Below are 20,639 nucleotides of genomic sequence, written 5' to 3' on the forward strand. Positions count from 1 at the left end.
TTTTGCCAGCTAGTTTCGCGCCTTGATAGGGCGCGCTCGTTAGGAATTCAAGCTTGACTGAGCGGGCGCGGCTTCGCCAGCAGGGAGGTTGATCCGCGAGCATCATAGAGGGCAGGAGGCTCGCCACCGGTGAGGATTTTCAACTGATTGGCAGTGGTGGCTTGCTGAACCTGGATCGAGCGACCGTTGAGTTCATTGGCTGCCTGGCATTGGGCCAGAAGCTGGTTGAGGGCATCGCTTTGCGCCAGCAGTTGATCGCCAATCGCCGATTGCCCGGCAAGTTGTTCCAGGCCGCTGCGATTGGCAGGCAGGTTCAGGCTGACAAGGATCTGGCTGCGTAAACGGCCATGCTGTTCAAGCAAAATGATCAGAGCCTGTTTTTGCGCGAGAATATTTTCGAGCAGGGGCATATCGCGACCGTGCAACGCCAGGGATTCGGTTTGCAGTAACTCCAGCAACTGTCCCGTTGGAGCAAAATCGTCAGTGATCAGTTGCAGTAAATTAGTGTCGTGCATGGCTGGCCTTGGTTTTAAGCGTCCAAAAGCCTGGCGCAGGCCGTTGGCTAGCGCTGGGCTTCGAAGTTGAGCAGTTTGCTGGCTACACGGTTGCTGTCGACTTTATAGCTGCCATCGGCAATCGCTTGCTTCAATCCGGCCACGCGGGCCTTGTCGACAGCAGGTTGATCGCGCAGCTTGTCAGTGACCTTCTGCAACTGTTGAGCCTCATTACTGAGATGTACCGATTCCCCACTTTTGCTGGTACTGGCTTGTTCGACCGGGGTATTCACCGGCGCGGATTTACCGGCGTCGCCGGTTTCCCGGGTGCCGCTGGTACGCGTACTGCCTGTGAGTGTGGGGGCGTTATTTAATCGGCTGAAATCGATGACCATGATGGAAAACCTCTGGGTATTTGGACGCTTGCCATGTTTTCGGCCATACCCTGAAAAACTTTAGGCCCGATTATCGGTGAGCGCGCGCGCAGCGACTCTTGCCCTGCTTGAGGCACAGTTTAGGGAAGGCTGGGGCGTAGCGCCAGTTCCCTACATGGCGACCTCGACCTGACCCGGGGCGGTCACACGCGCCCTGATCACCCGTTGAGAGTTCAGATTCTTGACCCTGATCTGTTCGCTCAGGCCCCCGTTGGACAACGCTTCGCCAGGCATTCGTACACTGAGCGTCCCGCTGCGGGCGGAAATCACGACCTGATCGCCTTTGCGAACGACCTCCGCTTGCTCCATGTGAGCCAAGGTGATGACCTGGTCGCTGACCATTGGTCGGACAAGTTTCTGCCCGATCGCCTGATCGATAGAGGTCAGATAGCCCTGATTGATCTGGCTGATGTCGCGCTCGCGCAAGATGACGTCTTCCGGGCTGATGATTCCCGTACGTTTCAGCGGGCGGGTGGCGGTGACAATTTCTCGAAACAGGCGCACTTGAGCGGGGACGAACACCGTCCAGGGCGAGGCGCCATCGCATCGCACCCGCACGGTAACGCGACCCAACGGCTGGGCCGGACTCTCCAGAGTCGCTGTCAATTCCTTGTCGCACATCGGCATGCGCAGGCGTGGGTCGAGTTGGTTGACCTGGATTTCATAGCGTCCTGCGGTTTGGCTGGTTGCCAGATAATCTTCGACGGTGAATTCAAGAAAGCCCTGAGTGACGCCGATAAGCAGATCAGGCAAGGTAACCGAATCAGCAAGGGCAGGGCTGCCAAGGTTGAAAAAACACAACGCGGACAGCGCGCAAAGCAATTTGCGGTACTGTGCTGTGAGACGTCGGAAAAATGTCGTATGTGCATTCATAAGAGTTAAAAAGCAAGCGCCGTGCCGTTTAGTGATGAATGTGCGTCGCAACACACTTAGCGTTGGTGTAGGAGTCTGGGCATGGCTGGTGTAATGGATTCGGTAAACCAGCGCACGCAACTGGTGGGGCAGAATCGCCTTGAGCTGTTGTTGTTCCGTCTCGACGGCCAACAGCTGTATGGGATCAACGTGTTCAAGGTTCGCGAGGTGCTGCAATGCCCGAAGCTGACCCTGCTGCCCAAGTCCAGTCCTGTCGTGTGTGGTGTGGCGAATATTCGCGGGGCGACCATTCCGATCCTGGATCTGGCAATGGCCACCGGTTCCGGTCGATTGCTCGATCAGAGCAATCCCTTCGTGATCATCACGGAGTACAACACCAAGACCCAGGGGTTTCTGGTCAGGTCGGTGGAGCGCATCGTCAACATGAACTGGGAGGAGATCCATCCGCCACCCAAGGGCACCGGGCGCGATCATTACTTGACGGCGGTGACCCGGGTCGACAATCAGTTGGTCGAAATCATCGATGTCGAGAAGGTCCTGGCTGAAGTGGCGCCGACCTCGGAAGCCATTTCGGTCGGCGTGGTAGACGTTGACACCCGGCACAAGGCGGTTTCACTGCGGGTGCTGACGGTCGACGACTCGTCGGTGGCGCGCAAGCAGGTCTCGCGTTGTCTGCAAACGGTTGGAGTTGAAGTCGTGGCGTTGAACGACGGCCGGCAGGCGCTGGACTACCTGCGCAAGCTGGTCGACGAGGGCAAGAAGCCGGAAGAAGAGTTTCTGATGATGATTTCCGACATCGAAATGCCAGAAATGGACGGTTACACCCTTACGGCCGAGATCCGCAACGACCCTCGCATGCAAAAGCTACATATCATCCTGCATACTTCGTTGTCAGGAGTGTTCAATCAGGCGATGGTGAAGAAGGTCGGTGCCGATGACTTCCTTGCCAAATTTCGTCCTGATGACCTGGCATCCCGGGTAGTCGACCGGATCAAAACAGCAGACATCAGCTAGGGGCGTCTGCCCCTGGTGGTCAACACGATTTAAGAGGCGGCATCTTTGTCTACGGGTAATTTGGATTTCGAACAGTTCCGGGTCTTCCTGGAAAAAGCCTGTGGCATTTTGCTCGGTGAAAACAAGCAGTATCTGGTGTCGAGCCGTCTCAATAAACTGATGGAGCAGCAAGGCATCAAATCCTTGGGTGAGCTGATTCAACGTATTCAGACCCAACCGCGCAGTGGATTGCGCGAGATGGTGGTGGACGCCATGACCACCAACGAAACCCTGTGGTTTCGCGACACCTACCCGTTCGAGGTGCTGAAAAACAAGGTGCTGCCGGAGGCGATCAAGGCCAGTCCGGGTCAGCGCCTTCGCATCTGGTCGGCGGCCTGCTCGTCGGGGCAGGAGCCTTATTCGCTGTCCATGTCGATCGATGAATTTGAGCGGACCAGCCTGGGCCAGCTGAAAATGGGGGCGCAAATCGTTGCCACGGATTTGTCCGGCACCATGCTCAACAACTGCAAGACTGGCGAGTACGATAGCCTGGCCATTGGCCGCGGTCTCTCTGCGGAGCGCCTGCAACGTTACTTCGATCCGAAAGGACCGGGGCGTTGGGCGATCAAGGCACCGATCAAGAGCCGGGTTGAGTTTCGTTCGTTCAACCTGCTGGACAGCTACGCCGGCCTGGGCAAGTTCGACATCGTGTTCTGCCGCAACGTGCTGATCTACTTCTCCGCCGAGGTGAAGAAGGACATTCTGCTGCGGATTCACAGCACACTGAAGCCGGGCGGTTATCTGTTCCTTGGCGCTTCTGAGGCGCTCAATGGCTTGCCGGATCATTACCAGATGGTTCAGTGCAGCCCGGGGATCATTTACCAGGCGAAGTGATGGGTTGGCTAGACCAAAACGGGAGTCCTAAGAGGCTCCCGTTTTTTGGCCGGCAGAAAAGCAAAGATCGCAGCCAGCTCCTACGACGACCGCATATCCCTGTAGGAGCTGCCGAAGGCTGCGATCTTTTTGGCGGCCATCCACCTTCTCCAAACGGCAGAAAAGCGGCGGCGACGGAGATCAGTTGCCGCTTTTCTGGCATTGCCACCTTGCCGATGCCTCCAAAGCCCCGGTTTACGGGGTTTTTTGAACTGGCACGACGCTTGCTATGTTCATCGTACGAAAAAACCGGTTACCCAAAGGTCACCCCGATATGAGCATCAGCTTCGATAAAGCGCTCGGTATCCATGAAAAGGCTCTGGGCTTCCGAGCTCAGCGTGCCGAAGTTCTGGCCAACAACATCGCCAACGCCGATACCCCGAACTACAAGGCTCGGGATCTGGATTTCGCTGCCGTGCTTGCCGCGCAGAATGAAAAGACCAAGAGCGGCTCCTTCGCGTTGAACATGACCAATAACCGTCATATCGAAGCCGAAGGCCTGGGCAATGGCGACGAGTCGCTGCTGTATCGCACGCCGATGCAACCGTCGATCGACCAAAACACCGTGGACGCTCAGCTTGAGCAATCGAACTACGCGGAAAACTCGGTGAACTTCCAGGCCAGTTTCACCCTGCTCAACAGCAAATTCAAAGGGCTGATCTCAGCCCTGCGCGGAGAGTAATCCATGTCCCTAGCCAGTGTTTTTAATATTGCCGGTAGTGGCATGAGCGCTCAAACCACGCGTTTGAACACCGTCGCCAGTAACATCGCCAACGCCGAGACCGTGTCGTCGAGCATCGACCAGACCTACCGCGCTCGTCATCCGGTGTTCGCCACCATGTTCCAGAACAGCCAGAGTGGCGGCAGCGATTCGCTGTTCCAGAACCAGGATACGGCGGGCCAGGGCGTGCAGGTGTTGGGCGTGGTCGAAGACCAAAGCAACCTCGATGCGCGCTACGAGCCCAATCACCCGTCTGCTGATGCCAAGGGTTATGTCTACTACCCGAACGTCAACGTGGTCGAGGAAATGGCTGACATGATTTCTGCCAGTCGTTCGTTTCAGACCAACGCCGAAATGATGAACACCGCCAAAACCATGATGCAGAAGGTCCTGACTCTCGGTCAGTGATAAGGGGCGACTCAGATGAGTGTTACCGATTCCACCAGTGGCGCGAGCCTTGGCGATATTCTCAACAACACCACGAAAAAGACTAAGTCAACTTCCGACGAGCTGGCGGCGGCGGCCAGCAGCACGGCTGGCAGTAAAGCGTTGGGCAAGGACGCTTTCCTGCAATTGCTGGTGACCCAGCTGAAAAACCAGAACCCGCTGGAGCCGCAGGACAACGGGGCGTTCGTCGCGCAACTGGCGCAGTTCAGCAGTCTGGAAGGCATTACCACGCTGAACGACTCGGTAACTTCCCTGGCCGGCAGTTACAAGTCGTCCCAGGCTTTGCAGGCTTCATCGCTGGTCGGCCGCTCGGTGATCGTGCAGACCGACTCCGCAGTGATCGACCCGGCCAAAGGTCTCACCGGCTCGGTCGCCCTGGGGGCTTCGGTGACCAATGCCACAGTGACCATCACTGACAAAGATGGCAAAACAGTCAAAACCATTGAACTGGGTGCCCAGTCGGCCGGCAATGCCGACTTCGTCTGGGATGGTGTTGACGATAAGGGCGTCAAGGTCGAGCAGGGGACCTACACCTTCAAGGCGACCACCAAGACCGACGAGGGCACGACGGCATTGCTCACTTATCTGCCGGCGACCGTCAACAGCGTGTCCCTGAGCCAGACGGGTGGCGAGATGATGCTCAACCTCGCTGGCCTGGGCAGTATTGCCCTGTCCAAAGTTCAAACTATTGGTCTATAGAGCCGGTTAACGCGGCACAAGGAGTGAAATATGTCTTTCAATATTGGCCTCAGCGGGCTCTATGCAGCCAACAAGCAACTGGACGTTACCGGCAATAACATCGCCAACGTCGCCACCACCGGCTTCAAATCTTCCCGCGCGGAGTTCGAGGACGTGTACTCCTCAACTAAGCTGGGTACCGGTAGCAAAACCGTCGGCGGCGGCGTCAATCTGGCCAACGTTTCCCAGCAGTTTGGCCAGGGTGAGGTCAATGGTTCCGGCGGTATGCTGGACATGGGGATCCAGGGCGGCGGCTTTTTTGTCCTGAATGACAATGGCTCGCGCAGCTACACCCGTGCCGGTACTTTCCAGCGCGACAAGGAAGGCTACGTCACCACCTCCGACGGCTCTGCTCGCCTGCAGGGTTATGGTGTAGATGCCAATGGCAAGGTCATCAAAGGCGTGCTGACCGATTTGCGGATCAACCTGTCGAACCTGCCGCCCAAGGCTTCAAGCACGGTTGACTCCAGCAGCAACCTCAAGTCGACCAGCGACGTTATCGATCAGGTGGCCAAGCCGTTCGATCCCAAAGACCTGTCGAGCTTCACTTCTCAGTTCACCACCCTCATCTACGATACCCAGGGCAATTCGCACCCGATGGATCAGTATGTGGTCAAGACCGGTGCCAACACCTGGCAGACCTATACCCTGATCGATGGTCGTAATCCGGACGGCACGCCTGTGACCGGCACCGGCGCTGTCGCGCCAGTGCCTTCGACCATGTCTTTCGATTCTTCTGGAACGCTGACGGGCATCGTTACTCCACCCAGCACCGTATCCAATACCAAGCTGACAATTCCAGGGACCGGGACTGGAGCCTGGATGCCCGGCGCGATGATCAACGGTGTATGGGCATCGAACGGGGCTGCGGCCAACCCGGACGGTATTGGCATCAACATGGCGAATATCACCCAGTACAACTCGGTGACCTACCGTAATCCTCCTATTACGGACGGTTACGCCACGGGCGAAATCACCGGGCTGAAGATTGATGGCAGCGGTGTCTTGTTCGCCAACTTCAGCAACGATCAGAGCCAGGCGATCGGGCAGATCTCCCTGGCCAGCTTCAACAATGAGCAAGGTCTGCAACCGGCTGGCGGCACCAGCTGGAAAGAAACCTTCGCCTCAGGCCAGCCGGGCTTTGATGCACCTGAGGTCGGTACCCTGGGATCGATCGTTGCCAATGCTCTGGAAGGTTCCAACGTCAACCTGACCAACGAACTGGTGGACTTGATCAAGGCGCAAAGTAATTACCAGGCCAACGCCAAGACCATCTCCACCCAAAGCACCATCATGCAGACCATCATTCAGATGACCTGATGCTGGATGGCTGACTCGCTGCAAAAAGAGCCCCTCGCAAGAGGGGTTTTTTTATGGGTGTCCGCAATCCCCTCGTAGGAGCTGCCGCAGGCTGCGATCTTTTGATCTTGGCGATTGTGCTGTCCGCCGAAAAGATCGCAGGCTGCGCCTGCGCCTGCGCCTGCGCCAGCGCCGACCGCATGCACCCGGGCGCAATGCCAGACAGTGGTGAAGATCCAGTGAGGGAGCGGAATTTCTTCAGGCAAAAGAAAACCCCCGACAAGCCAGAGGCCCATCGGGGGTTTCGAGTAAGCGCCTCGCGGCGCCTACCGGTTCAGCTTATTGGTACTGCGACTGACCGTGCCCTCTGGCTCACATTATGTGAAAGTCCGCTTCCGTGATGACTCTATTTCTTTCTGCACATCTCAATGTCGCTCTGTGTTTTCAATTCAGTGTCGACTCCAAGCCGATACCTGCAGTAGTCGATGATCCACCTTCGTTCCTCATCCGTGAGACGTTCGACTTGCCTGATCTCACCATCATTGGCGTGGATGTTGTAAAACTTCATCTGAAACGTCGGGTGTTTTTTGATGAACAAAATGGTCTCAATATCGCCATCTTCAAGGGCTTCGTAGTAGCCGACGTAGAGCACAGCCAGCACCGCCAACACTGCAGCAATCAATAGCTTTTTCATTCCTGCGGCGCCGGTGGAGGCAAAAGCTGGGTCTTGGTTCTAAGATTTCTCACCAACTCCATCCCAATATTACCGGGACAGATTTTTCCTTCGGAAGCCTGCCCTGGGTACTCCCTATGACCACCAAAATGCTTGATAACGAACACGCTTTTCAGCGAATCGATCAAGTGCATCAGTGCGACAATTTGAGCAGCCGGAATCACGTTTGTGGTGCTGTAGCCAATGCTATCGAGGGCGACGCGCCCCTTGGCGACCCAGTCGCCCCCCTCGTCCGGTGTTGTCAGGTTTTCCAGTAGTACTATACCGATCAGCCCAGTGTTGAACTTCAAAACGCTCGAACCCTGAAGCCGGATGTCGCGACCTTCGAATATCTGTCCGGTGCAATCGATCCCATAGTGATAGCCGATATCGTCGTACTTCTGACTTAGGTGGACTTTTTGAATCTCCTGCATCTGTTCTGCACCAGGTGTGCAGCTATGGCTTCGCCCGGCATGGTGCAGGGCAATCATGGTGTAGTCCCAATCCATAATCATTTCCGGCTTGCCTTTCACCGCTCTCCAAGATGATCGCTCGACGAACGTTGCGTTCAATGATCGAACCTTTTTGATGATCGCCTCGCGCGTAGCGGCGCGGTCGTTAACGGTAATGGAGACAGGGGGTAACGGCTGGCCGGGCTTCACTTCTTGCGCCTTTGCTGTCGTCGTGAAGGTCGCTTCGCTCATACGGTCGCCTCCGAAAACTCAGTCAGCTCGCGGGCAGGAGCCTGGAACATTACGTGAAGCTCGATCACGGAGTCTGCAGTAGGTGCCTCGACAATGGCTATGCCTTTGGTGTCCGTTAGCCCTACTTTTCGGCGTCCATCAATCAGCGCAATGTAAGTCCGGTGGGCCAGCGGCTGGCTGGTGTGGCTATCGGTGATGGCAAAGGACTGGGCGAAGGATTTCGCGAAGTGGAGTGGTGCAGGGGCAGGAATTCCGAAGCTCGACGCTTGGACAGAGGCATGCATAGAGTTGGATACAACAGAGGTGTACTGAGTAGCTGAACCGTACACCACATGATCAGGGCACCCACAGGCTACCTTATCACCTGTTGCAACATAGGGCTGTTGTTCTGACCAGTCGAAAGCCGTCCCTATGATGGGGAACGCCCCCTTACACTTACTGCATCGAGCAAGGTCGCCCGTTTGAGCAATTGCTTTGTTACCTTCGAACCATGTTGCCGAGGCCGATATGACATCACCGTATGTGGTTTTGTCTCCAAGACAGGCTAATGCTCTCAATCTAAATTCCTCTGCAATGACGTATGAATCATCCACTTCCGACTAAACTATCGGGCGACTTCGAGAGTACCTACGGTTGCACATCGGTAATGCCAATAGGGGGATGAGCTTTAGCGTAAGCCTGCTGTTGATTAACAATCGCCAAGGCTTGTTCGTTGAAACCGGTAAGCTGCTGCTCTGTGATGGGAGAGTCGTCCAGAGTGCGGAGAGATTCAGGGGAGACTTCGTTGATATACGGCTGTTGCGACGACGTGTTCATTTGATGTTCCTGATCCTTGGGCTTTTGGGTTGGTGTCCCTTCCTCATCTCGGTGAACGCGCTAGCCGTTCGAACGGTAGAGCCTCGATCACAGAAAGTAAGTAGGACATTTCTGAATCAGCCCCTTGGAATGCAGCATCCATCAAATGAAGGTTTGTTTGACGACAGGTTGTGATTAGGTTGCCCGCTCCGGAACCTGCACGGAAGGAAGGTCGAGGCTGAATCTATTTTGATCGAGGAGGTGTTGACCGGCCATCAAGATACGCACACCGTTGCAAATCCAACTGTGCTTGAGCCTGTCCCAGGAGACCGGATACCTGGCCGGCGCGAGTCCGTGCTATCGCGGCAATTGGATGATTTAGAACCGACCTTGACGCGCCATGGCTACCGCATCAAGGATCTTGTCGAGCAGTTCGACGCCAGGCCGAATGAGATCAAGGCGCTGTTCAGCCCCGCCTGATCGATTGCCTTGTCGGTCATTTTAGGAGCACCCATCAGAAGAACTCCATGAGGTTCCTCCAGGCAAAAGAAAACCCCCGACAAGCCAGAGGCCCATCGGGGGTTTCGAGTAAGCGCCTCGCGGCGCCTACCGGTTCAGCTTATTGGCAAGCTTCGCAATCCGGCTCGTCGATGGCGCAGGCCTTTGGCACTGGTGCCGGACCGGCAGGCGCTGCCAGGACCGAATCGTCACCGTGGCTGCCGCTGGAAACAGCGTTCAGCTTGTTGGTGCTGATGGTCGACTTCTCGGTGCTGGTCGCGGCCAGGGCACGGAGGTAGTAAGTGGTTTTCAGACCACGGTACCAGGCCATGCGGTAGGTCACGTCGAGCTTCTTGCCCGAAGCGCCGGCGATGTACAGGTTCAGCGACTGAGCCTGGTCGATCCACTTCTGACGGCGGCTGGCGGCGTCGACGATCCACTTGGTGTCCACTTCGAAGGCAGTCGCGTAGAGCTCTTTGAGTTCTTGCGGGATGCGTTCGATCTGCTGCACGGAACCGTCGTAGTACTTCAGGTCGTTGATCATGACCGAGTCCCACAGGCCGCGAGCTTTCAGGTCGCGAACCAGGTACGGGTTGATCACGGTGAATTCGCCCGAAAGGTTCGATTTCACATAGAGGTTCTGATAGGTCGGTTCGATCGACTGCGACACGCCAGTGATATTGGCGATGGTCGCGGTCGGTGCGATGGCCATGATGTTGGAGTTACGAATACCTTTCTGCACGCGGGCGCGCACGGGTGCCCAGTCGAGGGATTCGTTCAGGTCGACATCGATGTACTGCTGGCCACGTTGTTCGATCAGGATCTGTTGCGAATCCAGCGGCAGGATGCCTTTGGACCACAGCGAACCCTGGAACGTCTCGTAGGCGCCACGCTCATCGGCCAGGTCGCAGGACGCCTGGATCGCGTAGTAGCTGACCGCTTCCATCGACTTGTCGGCGAACTCGACCGCAGCGTCGGATCCGTACGGGATGTGCTGCAGGTACAAAGCGTCCTGGAAGCCCATGATGCCCAGGCCGACCGGACGGTGCTTGAAGTTGGAGTTCTTCGCTTGCGGCACCGAGTAGTAGTTGATGTCGATCACGTTATCGAGCATCCGCACGGCGGTGTTCACGGTGCGTTCCAGCTTGGCGGTATCGAGCTTGCCATTGGTGATGTGGTTCGGCAGGTTGATCGAGCCCAGGTTGCAGACCGCGATCTCGTCCTTGTTGGTGTTCAAGGTGATTTCGGTGCACAGGTTCGAGCTGTGGACCACGCCAACGTGCTGCTGTGGGCTGCGCAGGTTGCATGGGTCTTTGAAGGTCAGCCATGGGTGGCCGGTTTCGAAGAGCATGGAGAGCATTTTGCGCCACAGGTCTTTGGCCTGGATGGTCTTGAACAGCTTGATCTTGCCCGGGTACTGGGACAGGGCTTCATAGTACTCGTAACGCTCTTCGAAGGCCTTGCCGGTCAGGTCGTGCAGATCCGGTACTTCGGATGGCGAGAACAGGGTCCACTGGCCGTCATCGAAGACGCGCTTCATGAACAGGTCAGGGATCCAGTTGGCGGTGTTCATGTCGTGGGTACGACGACGATCATCACCGGTGTTCTTACGAAGTTCGATGAACTCCTCGATGTCCATGTGCCAGGTTTCCAGGTAGGCACAGACAGCGCCTTTGCGCTTGCCACCCTGGTTGACTGCTACGGCGGTGTCGTTCACCACTTTCAGGAAGGGTACGACGCCCTGGGATTTGCCGTTGGTGCCCTTGATGTAAGAGCCCAGCGCGCGAACCGGCGTCCAGTCGTTGCCCAGACCGCCAGCGAATTTCGACAGCATGGCGTTGTCGTGGATCGCGTGGTAGATGCCCGACAGGTCATCCGGCACGGTGGTCAGGTAGCAGCTCGACAGCTGTGGACGCAGGGTACCGGCGTTGAACAGGGTCGGGGTCGAAGACATGTAGTCGAAGGACGACAACAGGTTGTAGAACTCGATGGCACGGTCTTCTTTGTTCTTCTCTTCGATCGCCAGGCCCATGGCCACGCGCATGAAGAAGATCTGCGGCAGTTCGAAACGGACACCATCCTTGTGGATGAAGTAACGGTCGTACAGGGTTTGCAGGCCCAGGTAGGTGAACTGCTGATCACGCTCGTGGTTGATTGCCTTGCCGAGTTTTTCCAGGTCGAAGGTGGCCAGAACCGGGTTCAGCAAATCGAACTCGATACCCTTGGCGATGTACGAAGGCAGGGCCTTGGCGTACAGGTCGACCATTTCGTGGTGAGTGGCGCTGTCGGCGACTTCGAGGAAGCTCAGGCCTTCGGCACGCAGGGTGTCCATCAGCAGGCGAGCGGTCACGAAGGAGTAGTTCGGCTCACGCTCGACCAGGGTCCGGGCGGTCATCACCAAAGCGGTGTTGACGTCTTTGAGGGCTACGCCGTCGTAGAGGTTCTTCAGGGTTTCGCGCTGGATCAGGTCACCGTCGACTTCTTCCAGGCCTTCGCAGGCCTCGGTCACGATGGTGTTCAGACGACCCATGTCCAGAGGCGCCAGGCTGCCATCGGCGAGGGCGATGCGGATCGACGGGTGAGCTTGCACCGGCTCGTCGGTGGTGGAGCGGGTGGCGCGCTCTTTGGAGCGGGCGTCACGGTAGATCACGTAGTCGCGCGCGACTTTCTGCTCGCCGGCACGCATCAGGGCCAGTTCGACCTGGTCCTGGATTTCTTCGATATGGATAGTGCCGCCCGACGGCATGCGACGCTTGAAGGTCGCGGTTACTTGTTCGGTCAGGCGGGCAACGGTGTCGTGGATTCGCGACGAGGCAGCGGCGGTGCCGCCTTCAACTGCGAGGAACGCTTTGGTGATAGCGACGGTGATTTTGTCGTCGGTGTAAGCAACAACAGTGCCGTTACGCTTGATCACGCGCAGTTGACCAGGCGCGGTGGCGGACAGATCCAGATTCGAATCGGCGGCCTGCGGCATGGTGCCCTGCGGGTTCTCGCGAGTTGTGTCGGTTTGCATGGGTGTCTCCACGTTCTCTATGTTTGTGCGGGCACCCTCATTGGTGCCCACCGTTCCGTCCTGAAGCACTACAACCGGCAAGCGCCGGGCATAACTACTTCGGGACAGTTGGAAGGAGCTCTTTCGGGCGTCGCTTCCATGCCGAAGTCTGTGGTTTCCAGCCGCTGGGCTGAAAACCGAATCTTGAAGGGTGACAGTCATTCGTACTGCAACACCCGTACTTTTTTCGCCGTCTGAGGCGGGAAAACAGTAGCCATCCGCAGGCGCGGTTTGGTCTTCTGAAAAAGTGTTTGAATCAACCAAACAGAAGCAAGAAAAGCGCTTGAGTTTCCTGTCTGATTTGTGTTTGGTTTTTTTATAAAACCCTACATGTAGGGTTTTTTTGTCGCAGCGCTACAAGATAATGCGTTTTGACCCCGGATTGCAACGTACTGCCTGTGGATAAAGTGTGGGTAAATTGTGCATGAAATCCGCAAACATCGCGCAGGCCTTGACCGCACTGGAGTAGACCGTTTGTCATTGATTTTTACCGCCAAAAACTGCCTTCGGCGGATTTTTGCGGGCGCGAACCCTATCACAAAAAAACACAGTCACCGAGTGCATTTGCCCGCTTGTGTACTCAAGGGTGGCCGTTGCTACAATCGGTTGTTCTATATGCTGTGTTATCCACTCCAACCATTACAAAAAGACGGAGTGGATCCTTCCTGAATGTGGTTTTGGCAAGCAGAGGTCACCGGTGGAGCAAGAAGCCTGGCAGGTATTGATAGTCGAGGATGACCAGCGTCTGGCTGAGTTGACCCGCGAGTACCTGGAGAGTAACGGCCTGCGGGTGGCTATCGAGGGCAACGGAGCTCTGGCGGCGGCGCGGATCATTGCCGAACAGCCGGACCTGGTCATTCTCGACCTGATGCTCCCCGGCGAAGACGGCCTGAGTATCTGTCGCAAGGTACGTGATCGTTATGACGGGCCGATCCTGATGCTCACCGCGCGTACCGACGACATGGATCAGGTCCTGGGCCTGGATATGGGGGCCGATGATTACGTCTGCAAGCCGGTGCACCCGCGCTTGCTGCTGGCACGCATCCAGGCCCTGCTGCGACGCAGCGAAGCGCCGGAACCGGCGGCGCCGGAAAAACTCCGGCGTCTGCAATTCGGCCCGCTGGTGGTGGACAACGCGTTGCGCGAAGCCTGGTTGCATGACAACGGCATAGAGCTGACCAGTGCCGAGTTCGATCTGTTGTGGCTGCTGGTGGCCAATGCCGGGCGGATTCTGTCCCGCGAGGAGATATTCACGGCACTGCGTGGCATCGGTTACGACGGTCAGGACCGCTCCATCGATGTGCGGATCTCACGCATCCGTCCGAAGATCGGCGATGACCCGATTCATCCGCGGCTGATCAAAACCATTCGCAGCAAGGGTTACCTGTTCGTCCCTGAAGCCTGCACAGAAATGCCGCTGTGAACTCGATTTTCCTGCGCATCTATGGCGGTATGTGCGCGGCCCTGATTCTGGTGGCGGTGCTCGGCGTGCTGGCCTTGAACCTGCTCAATCAGGTACGTAGCGAGCAATATCGCGAGCGCCTGGCTCACGGCACGTTTTCATTAATGGCCGACAACCTGCAACCGATGACCGAGATGGAGCGGCGCCGGGCGCTGCTGGTGTGGGAACGATTGCTGGGAATTCCCCTGGCCTTGCAGACCTTCTCCCAGACCAACCTCGATCTGGGGCAGCGCAATCGCGTGCTGCGCGGTCAGGCGCTGGTAGAACAGACCGGTCCGCACGCGGCGAAGGTCTATCGCTTGGTCAGCAGTAAAGAGCAGCTGGTACTCACCGGTGAAGTGCAGCAAATCAGCGAGCAATTGGCGCGGGCCACCCTTTACCTGTTGGCCGATGAGCTGGTGCGCTACCCGGTAGCCGAGCAACCGCAACGCCTGGCAGCGCTGAAGGAGGACAAGGGTTTTGGCTTCGAGCTGCAGTTGGTGACCCTGGACCAGGCGGACATGGACGAGGACCAGCGTCGTCGGGTCTCCGAAGGCGATACGGTGATGGCGCTGGGCAAGGGCGGCGATTCGATCCGGGTATTTGCCGGGATGGTCGGCACACCCTGGGTCCTGGAAATCGGACCGCTGTATCAGATGAACCCTTATCCGCCCGAGTGGCTGGTGTTGATTGCTGCGCTTGGCCTGAGTCTGATCGGCTTGATCGTGTATCTGCTGGTACGGCAATTGGAGCGACGCTTGAGCGGTCTGGAATCGGCCGCGACGCGGATCGCCAAGGGCAGCCTGGAAACCCGTGTACCGGCCCGGGGTGCTGATTCGATCGGCCGTCTGGCAGCGGCATTCAATGGTATGGCTGAGCACTTGCAGCGCTTGCTGGCAATTCAGCGCGAACTGGTGCGGGCGGTGTCCCACGAGTTGCGCACGCCGGTGGCGCGCTTGCGTTTCGGTCTGGAGATGATCGGATCCGCCACCACCGAGCAGGCGCGGGAAAAATACCGGGTGGGCATGGACAACGATATCCAGGACCTCGACCGGCTAGTGGATGAAATGCTCACCTATGCCCGCCTGGAGCAGGGGTCGCCGGCACTGAACTTCCAGCGGGTCGATCTGGATGCACTGGTCAATCAGGTGATCAGCGAATTGGCGCCGTTGCGCGCCGACGTCAAGGTGCAGCGTGGTCTGTGTCTGTCCGCCGCCGACTGCGACGACGCCTGGGTCGAGGCCGAGCCGCGCTACTTGCATCGTGCATTGCAGAACCTGGTGAGCAACGCCATGCGCCACGCCGAGTCGCAGGTGTCCATCAGCTATCAGGTCGGCCAGCAGCGCTGTCGGGTGGACGTCGAGGACGACGGTCCGGGAGTGCCGGAAAGTGCCTGGGAGCGGATCTTCACTCCATTTCTGCGTCTGGACGACAGCCGCACTCGCGCGTCCGGCGGGCATGGACTGGGATTATCGATTGTGCGGCGGATCATCCACTGGCATGACGGCCGGGCGTTGATCAGCAAGAGCAAGAACCTCGGAGGCGCCTGTTTCAGCCTGAGCTGGCCACGGCATCAGGAGAAGCCATAACGGCTGGCATAGGCTTCGTAGCCGCTGGCGAAGCCTGCGTTCGACTCGGTCCGCGTTCGGGCATAGCAGTCGTAAAACCTGACACCTCGATGTGCAAGTTGATCGAGAAGCAGATCTACGACCGCTGCGCGGTCGAACGCAGCCTGGCGGCAGCTGCTACGGAACCGGTTGTGAACCCTTACCCGGGAATGCTGACCAGGCTCAACAACTGCCCATCCTTCACACTAAATTGTGCATCCAGCTCACTGCCATTGCGCCATTCGCTGGAAAGATCGGTCAGCAGGCGCAAACGGGCGTGCCCGCTTTCGCTCCATTCAAGCAGTTGGGCATGCTCGAAATAGAAGCGTTGCCGGACGATCGGGTAGAGCGCCTTGAACAGGCTTTCTTTTACCGAGAATGTCAGGGTCACCAGCAGCGCGATCTGCTCCGCGGGGCCTGCGGCCATGCGTTGCAGTTCTGCCGGGATGAGGATTTCACCGGCCAATCGCCGGGCGCGCTCGGCGTTGAGCAGGTTTTCCAGATCCATCCCCAACCCGCGCCAATGCTCCTTGCGCGCCACAATGGCGGCGGCCCGCCCGGTGCTGTGGGTGATCGAACCGCAGATGTGCGCCGGCCATACCGGTGCGCGATCCTCGCCAATGGCCGGGCAGCAATCGAGTTCCTCAAGCTGCTGCAAGGCCGCCCGGGCACACAGGCGCCCGGCGAGAAACTCCGCCTGACGCTTGGCCACCGAACGCTGAATGCTCGCGGGCGGCTCTATAGCGCTACGGCGAAAATCGTCTGCTGTCAGCTGTAATGGATCGAAGTGAGTACCCAGCAGCACCGTGTCCGGCAGGGCGACAGGCAATGGCCAGTGGGCATCGAGTGGAGTGCAGCAGGCGGGGAGGGTAGGGTGCAAATTCATGTCGGGCATTTTGCCGGGTTGCGGCGAAGCTGGGTAGTAGCCTGAGGTAATCCTCTGTGGCGAGGGAGCTTGCTCCCGCTCGGCTGCGCAGCAGTCGAAAACCCAGCGAGCTCGGTGTGCCTGAGGAAACGCGGTTGCAGGTTTTGGGGCTGCTTCGCAACCCAGCGGGGCGGTGCGGCGTTCCGACAAGCCCCCTCGCCACAGTCGTAACACAGTCTTGCCGACTCACCCAAAGATCTTCTTGAAAAACGCCTGCATATCCGCCCATGAGCGCTCGTCGGCCGCCTTGTTGTAGCCCATGTCCGGCGCGCCATGTTCACCGTGGCTCAGGCGATCGGCATCCGGGTTGCTGAAGCCATGCTTGGCGCCGTCGAGGCTGACAAATTCATAGTCGGCTCCGGCCTTGTCCATTTCGGATTTGAAGGCACTGACGGTATCCGCCGTGACCAGGCTGTCCAGGGCGCCGTGCTCCACCAGTATTTTAGCCTTGACGCTACCTGCGGTAGCCGGGGTGGTGGTGGCCAGCGGACCGTGGAAGCTCACCACGCCGGCCAGCGGCACGCCCTGACGCGCGGCATCCAGCACCACTTTGCCGCCAAAGCAGTAGCCGATGGCGGCGAGTTTGTTCGGGTTGGTCTGTGGTTGTTTTTTCAATAGCTCAAGCCCGGCCTTGAAGCGGGCGCTGGCTACCGCGCTGTCTTTGGTCGCCGCCTGCATAAAGGCCATGGCGTCTTTCGGGTGTTCGGTGTTCTTGCCGTCGCCGTACATGTCGATGGCCAGTGCGCTGTATCCCAGAGCCGCCAGGTCGCGGGCGCGGCGCTTGACGTATTCGTTCAACCCCCACCACTCATGGACGACCACTATGCCGGGGCGCGCGCCCTTGAGGCTGTCGTCGTAGGCGTAGTAACCGATCAGCTTGCTGCCATCGGGACTCTGGTAGGGGATTTCCTGGGTCTTGATCGCCGCTTGGCCCAGCCCGCTCAGTGCCAGTAATACGAAAGCCAGTAACACGCGCATGGTCAGTCCTCCTCTAGAAGATCTGTAGAAAGCCTAGTCGATTCGGTTCAGCTCTGGTTCAGAGAGTGTTCAGCAGGAGTTCAGGAGGTGCTGGTTAGTCTGGCTTCGTACCCAAACAGCGCAAAGCGCATAAGGAAATCAACCATGACAACTTTCAAGAAACTTATTCTGGCTATCACTGTTCTTGGCGCCAGTGCCGTGGTCCAGGCTTCTGACAGCAACTTCGCCAGCCTGACCCTGGGCCAGACCAGCGACAAGCTGCATAAATCTGATTCGCTCAGCCGCAACCTGGACCATCCCAATGCCAACGGAGTGATCGGCAAGGACACCACTTGGGGCTTGCGCCTCGGCCAGCAGAATGATCAGAGCCGTTACTACGGCACCTACGACAATGTTTCCGGTTCCCACAACGGCATCAAGCTGCGCCAGGAAAACCTCCTGGGTAGTTACGACAGGTTCCTGCCCGTGACCAGCAGCACCAAACTGTTCGGCGGTGGTACGGTCGGTCTGACCAAGCTGACTCAGGAATCCCCGGGCTACAGCCGTGACAACGACATAGGATATACCCTGGGTGCGCAGGCCGGTATTTTGCAACAAGTTTCGCAAAACGCCTCGGTCGAGCTGGGTTACCGTTATCTGCGCGGCAATGCGAGCACTGAAATGAGTGAACGCGATGCTGGCAAACAGGGTTCGCTGAAGATGATCAGCAGTGCACAAACCTACCTGGCCGCCAATTACGCTTTCTGAAGCCTGGTCCGGACTGGATCGACGCCGGATCGGCCGATGTGGATCTGGCGTTGCCTTATAAGTGATCAGGGTGCGATGAAGCACCCCTGGAGAGGTGGATTTTGCCTGGGAGAGCGTTATGAAACTGCTGGTCGTCGAAGATGAGGCGCTGTTGCGCCATCACCTGCAAACCCGACTCACGGACAGTGGTCATGTGGTCGAGGCCGTGGCCAATGCCGAGGAAGCGTTGTACCAGAGCGAGCAGTTCAATCATGACCTGGCGGTGATCGACCTCGGCCTGCCGGGCATGGGCGGCCTCGATCTGATTCGCCAATTGCGTTCCAGAGACAAGACCTTCCCGATCCTGATTCTCACTGCTCGCGGCAACTGGCAGGACAAGGTCGAAGGCCTGGCCGCCGGTGCCGACGACTATGTGGTCAAACCGTTTCAGTTCGAAGAACTCGATGCCCGGTTGAATGCCTTGTTGCGCCGCTCCAGTGGATTTACCCAATCGACCATCACGGCCGGGCCCTTGCTGCTGGATCTGAATCGCAAGCAGGCAACCCTCGACGAACAGCCACTGGCCTTGACCGCCTATGAGTACCGGATTCTCGAATACCTGATGCGCCATCACCAGCAAGTGGTAGCCAAGGACCGCTTGATGGAGCAACTGTACCCGGACGATGACGAGCGTGATCCGAATGTGATCGAGGTGCTGGTCGGGCGCTTGCGACGTAAACTGGAAGGGCCGGCCGGGTTCAAGCCGATCGATACCGTGCGTGGCCTCGGTTATCTGTTCAACGAGCGCTGCCGGTGATTCGTTCGTTACGCTTGCGCCTGATGCTGGCGGCGACCACCTTGGCCGTGCTGTTCATGCTGGCGCTATTGCCGGCCATGCAGGGGGCGTTCAGCCTGGCGTTGCAGGAGTCCATCGAGCAGCGCCTGGCTTCGGATGTGACTACGCTGATTTCCGCCGCGCGGGTCGAGAACAACCGGTTGCAGATGCCGGAGCAGTTGCCGGATGAGCGCTTCAACCTCACCGATAGCCGTTTGCTGGGCTACATCTATGACCGCGAAGGGCGGCTGGTCTGGCGTTCGAAGGCGACCCGGGAAGAAAACATCAACTACATGCCGCGTTACGATGGGCGTGGCAATGAATTCGCACGTTTTCGCGAGGCCACAGGCCAGGAGTTTTTCGTTTATGACGTCGAGGTCAAATTGCTCGGCGGCAAAAGCGCGGCGTTCAGTATTGTTACCCTGCAACCGGTGCGTGAGTATCAACTGACCCTGAAAGGGCTGCGGGAAAATCTCTATCTGGGGTTCGGTGCCGCGCTATTGGTGTTGCTGGCGTTGCTCTGGATCGGTTTGACCTGGGGCTTGCAGGCATTGCGGCGCTTGAGTCAGGAGCTGGACCAGATCGAGAACGGCACCCGTGAAAGCCTCAGTGAAGAGCACCCCCGTGAGCTGCTGCGATTGACCGGCTCGCTGAACCGCTTGTTGCGCAGCGAGCGCGAGCAGCGCAGTCGTTATCGCGATTCCCTGGATGATCTGGCCCATAGCTTGAAAACCCCGTTGACGGTATTGCAGGGGGTCAGTGAGGACATGGCCAGGCGCCCGCAGGACCGGGATCAGGCCTGGGTGCTGCAAACCCAGATCGAGCGTATGAGCCAGCAGATCGGCTACCAGTTGCAGCGCGCCAGCCTGCGAAAAAGCGGTCTGGTACGCCATCAGGTGCGGTTGCAACCAGTGCTGCAAAGTCTGTGCGACACGCTGGACAAGGTCTATCGCGACAAGCGGGTGCGGGTAACGTTCGACTTGCCGGAGCACTATTACGTGCCGATCGAGCAGGGCGCCTTGCTCGAGTTGCTCGGTAACCTTCTGGAGAACGCCTACCGCTTGTGCCTGGGCGAGATTCGCATCAGCGTGCGCGAAGCGTTGAAGGGTGCCGAGTTGTGCGTGGAAGATGATGGCCCCGGTGTGCCACCGGATCAGCGCGCGCGGATACTTCAGCGAGGAGAGCGGCTGGACCGCCAGCATCCGGGGCAGGGGATTGGCCTGGCAGTGGTCAAGGACATCATCGAAAGCTATGGCGCGCAGCTGACGCTGGACGATTCGCCCTTGGGTGGTGCGGCGTTCCGGATTCATTTTTTGGTGGTTTGAGAGCATTTCACCCGACGAATGAGGTGAACCCGAAAAGATGGCAGCCTGCGGCAGCTCCACACCGACCGAGTGCGCCTGTGATTCATGGATGTTCGCCGACCCCTGCGGG

22 protein-coding genes are annotated in these 20,639 nt (G+C 58.1%); 11 read left to right on the forward strand and 11 right to left on the reverse strand.

Annotation, left to right across the window (positions count from 1 at the left end):
- Positions 1 to 47 precede the first annotated feature (47 nt).
- From AC3IUA_RS07245 to flgA, 3 genes are all read right to left on the reverse strand, one after another.
- A complete protein-coding gene (locus AC3IUA_RS07245; RefSeq protein ID WP_489359770.1) occupies positions 48 to 515 on the reverse strand; it encodes a flagella synthesis protein FlgN in 468 nt (155 codons plus the stop codon).
- Positions 516 to 562: 47 nt separating this feature from the next.
- Positions 563 to 889 (reverse strand): flagellar biosynthesis anti-sigma factor FlgM, encoded by a 327-nt coding sequence (flgM, locus tag AC3IUA_RS07250; RefSeq protein ID WP_489359771.1) that lies wholly within the window; start codon positions 887 to 889, stop codon positions 563 to 565.
- Between the two features lie 150 nt (positions 890 to 1,039).
- On the reverse strand, positions 1,040 to 1,801 hold the full coding sequence (flgA, locus tag AC3IUA_RS07255) for a flagellar basal body P-ring formation chaperone FlgA (RefSeq protein WP_489362265.1): 762 nt from the start codon (positions 1,799 to 1,801) through the stop codon (positions 1,040 to 1,042).
- Between the two features lie 81 nt (positions 1,802 to 1,882).
- Here flgA and AC3IUA_RS07260 point away from each other — a divergent pair, with 81 nt between their 5' ends.
- The 6 genes from AC3IUA_RS07260 to flgE all read left to right on the forward strand — a co-directional run bounded on the left by AC3IUA_RS07260 (position 1,883) and on the right by flgE (position 6,953).
- On the forward strand, positions 1,883 to 2,815 hold the full coding sequence (locus tag AC3IUA_RS07260) for a chemotaxis protein CheV (RefSeq protein ID WP_489359772.1): 933 nt from the start codon (positions 1,883 to 1,885) through the stop codon (positions 2,813 to 2,815).
- Between the two features lie 45 nt (positions 2,816 to 2,860).
- A complete protein-coding gene (gene cheR, locus AC3IUA_RS07265) occupies positions 2,861 to 3,688 on the forward strand; it encodes a protein-glutamate O-methyltransferase CheR (protein WP_489359773.1) in 828 nt (275 codons plus the stop codon).
- A 313-nt stretch (positions 3,689 to 4,001) separates the two neighbouring features.
- A complete protein-coding gene (flgB, locus tag AC3IUA_RS07270; RefSeq protein ID WP_489359774.1) occupies positions 4,002 to 4,409 on the forward strand; it encodes a flagellar basal body rod protein FlgB in 408 nt (135 codons plus the stop codon).
- A 3-nt stretch (positions 4,410 to 4,412) separates the two neighbouring features.
- Entirely contained in the window at positions 4,413 to 4,856 is a 444-nt protein-coding gene (gene flgC, locus AC3IUA_RS07275; protein WP_489359775.1) for a flagellar basal body rod protein FlgC, read from the forward strand.
- A gap of 15 nt (positions 4,857 to 4,871) precedes the next feature.
- A complete protein-coding gene (flgD, locus tag AC3IUA_RS07280) occupies positions 4,872 to 5,594 on the forward strand; it encodes a flagellar hook assembly protein FlgD (RefSeq protein WP_489359776.1) in 723 nt (240 codons plus the stop codon).
- A gap of 30 nt (positions 5,595 to 5,624) precedes the next feature.
- Positions 5,625 to 6,953: a flagellar hook protein FlgE gene (flgE, locus tag AC3IUA_RS07285; RefSeq protein ID WP_489359777.1), complete on the forward strand. Its 1,329-nt coding sequence runs from the start codon at positions 5,625 to 5,627 to the stop codon at positions 6,951 to 6,953.
- On the opposite strand, the gene AC3IUA_RS07290 is transcribed toward flgE, so the two are convergent.
- The 6 genes from AC3IUA_RS07290 to AC3IUA_RS07315 form a co-directional block, all read right to left on the reverse strand.
- Positions 6,941 to 7,228 (reverse strand): hypothetical protein, encoded by a 288-nt coding sequence (locus AC3IUA_RS07290; RefSeq protein WP_489359778.1) that lies wholly within the window; start codon positions 7,226 to 7,228, stop codon positions 6,941 to 6,943. The two genes, flgE and AC3IUA_RS07290, sit on opposite strands and share 13 nt — an antisense overlap.
- A 110-nt stretch (positions 7,229 to 7,338) precedes the next feature.
- Positions 7,339 to 7,626, reverse strand: a complete 288-nt coding sequence (locus AC3IUA_RS07295) for a hypothetical protein (RefSeq protein ID WP_489359779.1) — start codon at positions 7,624 to 7,626, stop codon at positions 7,339 to 7,341.
- The gene (locus AC3IUA_RS07300; RefSeq protein ID WP_489359780.1) at positions 7,623 to 8,348 is read right to left on the reverse strand and encodes a peptidoglycan recognition protein family protein; all 726 of its coding nucleotides are present in this window, start codon (positions 8,346 to 8,348) and stop codon (positions 7,623 to 7,625) included. Before AC3IUA_RS07300 ends, AC3IUA_RS07295 begins: the two co-directional genes overlap by 4 nt.
- Positions 8,345 to 8,905 carry a PAAR domain-containing protein gene (locus AC3IUA_RS07305; RefSeq protein WP_489359781.1) on the reverse strand — a complete coding sequence of 187 codons (561 nt, stop codon included), beginning with the start codon at positions 8,903 to 8,905 and terminating at the stop codon, positions 8,345 to 8,347. The genes AC3IUA_RS07300 and AC3IUA_RS07305 overlap by 4 nt, the downstream gene beginning before the upstream one ends.
- A 70-nt stretch (positions 8,906 to 8,975) precedes the next feature.
- A complete protein-coding gene (locus AC3IUA_RS07310; protein ID WP_489359782.1) occupies positions 8,976 to 9,164 on the reverse strand; it encodes a hypothetical protein in 189 nt (62 codons plus the stop codon).
- 598 nt (positions 9,165 to 9,762) lie between these two features.
- Positions 9,763 to 12,654 carry a ribonucleoside-diphosphate reductase subunit alpha gene (locus tag AC3IUA_RS07315; RefSeq protein WP_489359783.1) on the reverse strand — a complete coding sequence of 964 codons (2,892 nt, stop codon included), beginning with the start codon at positions 12,652 to 12,654 and terminating at the stop codon, positions 9,763 to 9,765.
- A 736-nt stretch (positions 12,655 to 13,390) separates the two neighbouring features.
- Here AC3IUA_RS07315 and AC3IUA_RS07320 point away from each other — a divergent pair.
- Together AC3IUA_RS07320 and AC3IUA_RS07325 are read left to right on the forward strand one after the other, a co-directional pair.
- Positions 13,391 to 14,116, forward strand: coding sequence for a response regulator (locus AC3IUA_RS07320; RefSeq protein WP_489359784.1), 726 nt, complete (start codon positions 13,391 to 13,393; stop codon positions 14,114 to 14,116).
- On the forward strand, positions 14,113 to 15,723 hold the full coding sequence (locus AC3IUA_RS07325) for an ATP-binding protein (protein ID WP_489359785.1): 1,611 nt from the start codon (positions 14,113 to 14,115) through the stop codon (positions 15,721 to 15,723). Before AC3IUA_RS07320 ends, AC3IUA_RS07325 begins: the two co-directional genes overlap by 4 nt.
- Positions 15,724 to 15,901: 178 nt before the next feature.
- Here AC3IUA_RS07325 and AC3IUA_RS07330 read toward each other — a convergent pair whose 3' ends face one another.
- Positions 15,902 to 16,627 carry a 4'-phosphopantetheinyl transferase family protein gene (locus AC3IUA_RS07330; protein ID WP_489359786.1) on the reverse strand — a complete coding sequence of 242 codons (726 nt, stop codon included), beginning with the start codon at positions 16,625 to 16,627 and terminating at the stop codon, positions 15,902 to 15,904.
- A gap of 225 nt (positions 16,628 to 16,852) precedes the next feature.
- A complete protein-coding gene (locus AC3IUA_RS07335; protein WP_489359787.1) occupies positions 16,853 to 17,644 on the reverse strand; it encodes a dienelactone hydrolase family protein in 792 nt (263 codons plus the stop codon).
- Between the two features lie 144 nt (positions 17,645 to 17,788).
- Between AC3IUA_RS07335 and AC3IUA_RS07340 the strand changes: the two genes are divergently transcribed.
- From AC3IUA_RS07340 to AC3IUA_RS07350, 3 genes are all read left to right on the forward strand, one after another.
- Positions 17,789 to 18,391, forward strand: a complete 603-nt coding sequence (locus AC3IUA_RS07340) for a hypothetical protein (RefSeq protein ID WP_489359788.1) — start codon at positions 17,789 to 17,791, stop codon at positions 18,389 to 18,391.
- A gap of 118 nt (positions 18,392 to 18,509) precedes the next feature.
- Positions 18,510 to 19,187 carry a response regulator gene (locus AC3IUA_RS07345; protein ID WP_489359789.1) on the forward strand — a complete coding sequence of 226 codons (678 nt, stop codon included), beginning with the start codon at positions 18,510 to 18,512 and terminating at the stop codon, positions 19,185 to 19,187.
- Positions 19,184 to 20,530 carry an ATP-binding protein gene (locus tag AC3IUA_RS07350; protein WP_489359790.1) on the forward strand — a complete coding sequence of 449 codons (1,347 nt, stop codon included), beginning with the start codon at positions 19,184 to 19,186 and terminating at the stop codon, positions 20,528 to 20,530. Before AC3IUA_RS07345 ends, AC3IUA_RS07350 begins: the two co-directional genes overlap by 4 nt.
- Positions 20,531 to 20,639: the final 109 nt, after the last annotated feature.

It is taken from the genome of Pseudomonas sp. KH_050 (genome assembly GCF_057838875.1).

What these genes read in the sequence shown, in the direction of transcription:
- flgE (WP_489359777.1), top strand. Translation starts at nt 5,625, where the DNA reads ATGTCTTTCAATATTGGCCTCAGCGGGCTCTATGCAGCCAACAAGCAA.
- AC3IUA_RS07335 (WP_489359787.1), bottom strand. Translation starts at nt 17,644, where the DNA reads ATGCGCGTGTTACTGGCTTTCGTATTACTGGCACTGAGCGGGCTGGGC.
- AC3IUA_RS07295 (WP_489359779.1), bottom strand. Translation starts at nt 7,626, where the DNA reads ATGAAAAAGCTATTGATTGCTGCAGTGTTGGCGGTGCTGGCTGTGCTC.
- flgB (WP_489359774.1), top strand. Translation starts at nt 4,002, where the DNA reads ATGAGCATCAGCTTCGATAAAGCGCTCGGTATCCATGAAAAGGCTCTG.
- flgD (WP_489359776.1), top strand. Translation starts at nt 4,872, where the DNA reads ATGAGTGTTACCGATTCCACCAGTGGCGCGAGCCTTGGCGATATTCTC.
- AC3IUA_RS07315 (WP_489359783.1), bottom strand. Translation starts at nt 12,654, where the DNA reads ATGCAAACCGACACAACTCGCGAGAACCCGCAGGGCACCATGCCGCAG.
- AC3IUA_RS07260 (WP_489359772.1), top strand. Translation starts at nt 1,883, where the DNA reads ATGGCTGGTGTAATGGATTCGGTAAACCAGCGCACGCAACTGGTGGGG.
- AC3IUA_RS07290 (WP_489359778.1), bottom strand. Translation starts at nt 7,228, where the DNA reads ATGGGCCTCTGGCTTGTCGGGGGTTTTCTTTTGCCTGAAGAAATTCCG.
- AC3IUA_RS07310 (WP_489359782.1), bottom strand. Translation starts at nt 9,164, where the DNA reads ATGAACACGTCGTCGCAACAGCCGTATATCAACGAAGTCTCCCCTGAA.
- flgC (WP_489359775.1), top strand. Translation starts at nt 4,413, where the DNA reads ATGTCCCTAGCCAGTGTTTTTAATATTGCCGGTAGTGGCATGAGCGCT.
- flgA (WP_489362265.1), bottom strand. Translation starts at nt 1,801, where the DNA reads ATGAATGCACATACGACATTTTTCCGACGTCTCACAGCACAGTACCGC.
- AC3IUA_RS07330 (WP_489359786.1), bottom strand. Translation starts at nt 16,627, where the DNA reads ATGAATTTGCACCCTACCCTCCCCGCCTGCTGCACTCCACTCGATGCC.
- AC3IUA_RS07245 (WP_489359770.1), bottom strand. Translation starts at nt 515, where the DNA reads ATGCACGACACTAATTTACTGCAACTGATCACTGACGATTTTGCTCCA.
- flgM (WP_489359771.1), bottom strand. Translation starts at nt 889, where the DNA reads ATGGTCATCGATTTCAGCCGATTAAATAACGCCCCCACACTCACAGGC.
- AC3IUA_RS07345 (WP_489359789.1), top strand. Translation starts at nt 18,510, where the DNA reads ATGAAACTGCTGGTCGTCGAAGATGAGGCGCTGTTGCGCCATCACCTG.
- AC3IUA_RS07300 (WP_489359780.1), bottom strand. Translation starts at nt 8,348, where the DNA reads ATGAGCGAAGCGACCTTCACGACGACAGCAAAGGCGCAAGAAGTGAAG.
- AC3IUA_RS07340 (WP_489359788.1), top strand. Translation starts at nt 17,789, where the DNA reads ATGACAACTTTCAAGAAACTTATTCTGGCTATCACTGTTCTTGGCGCC.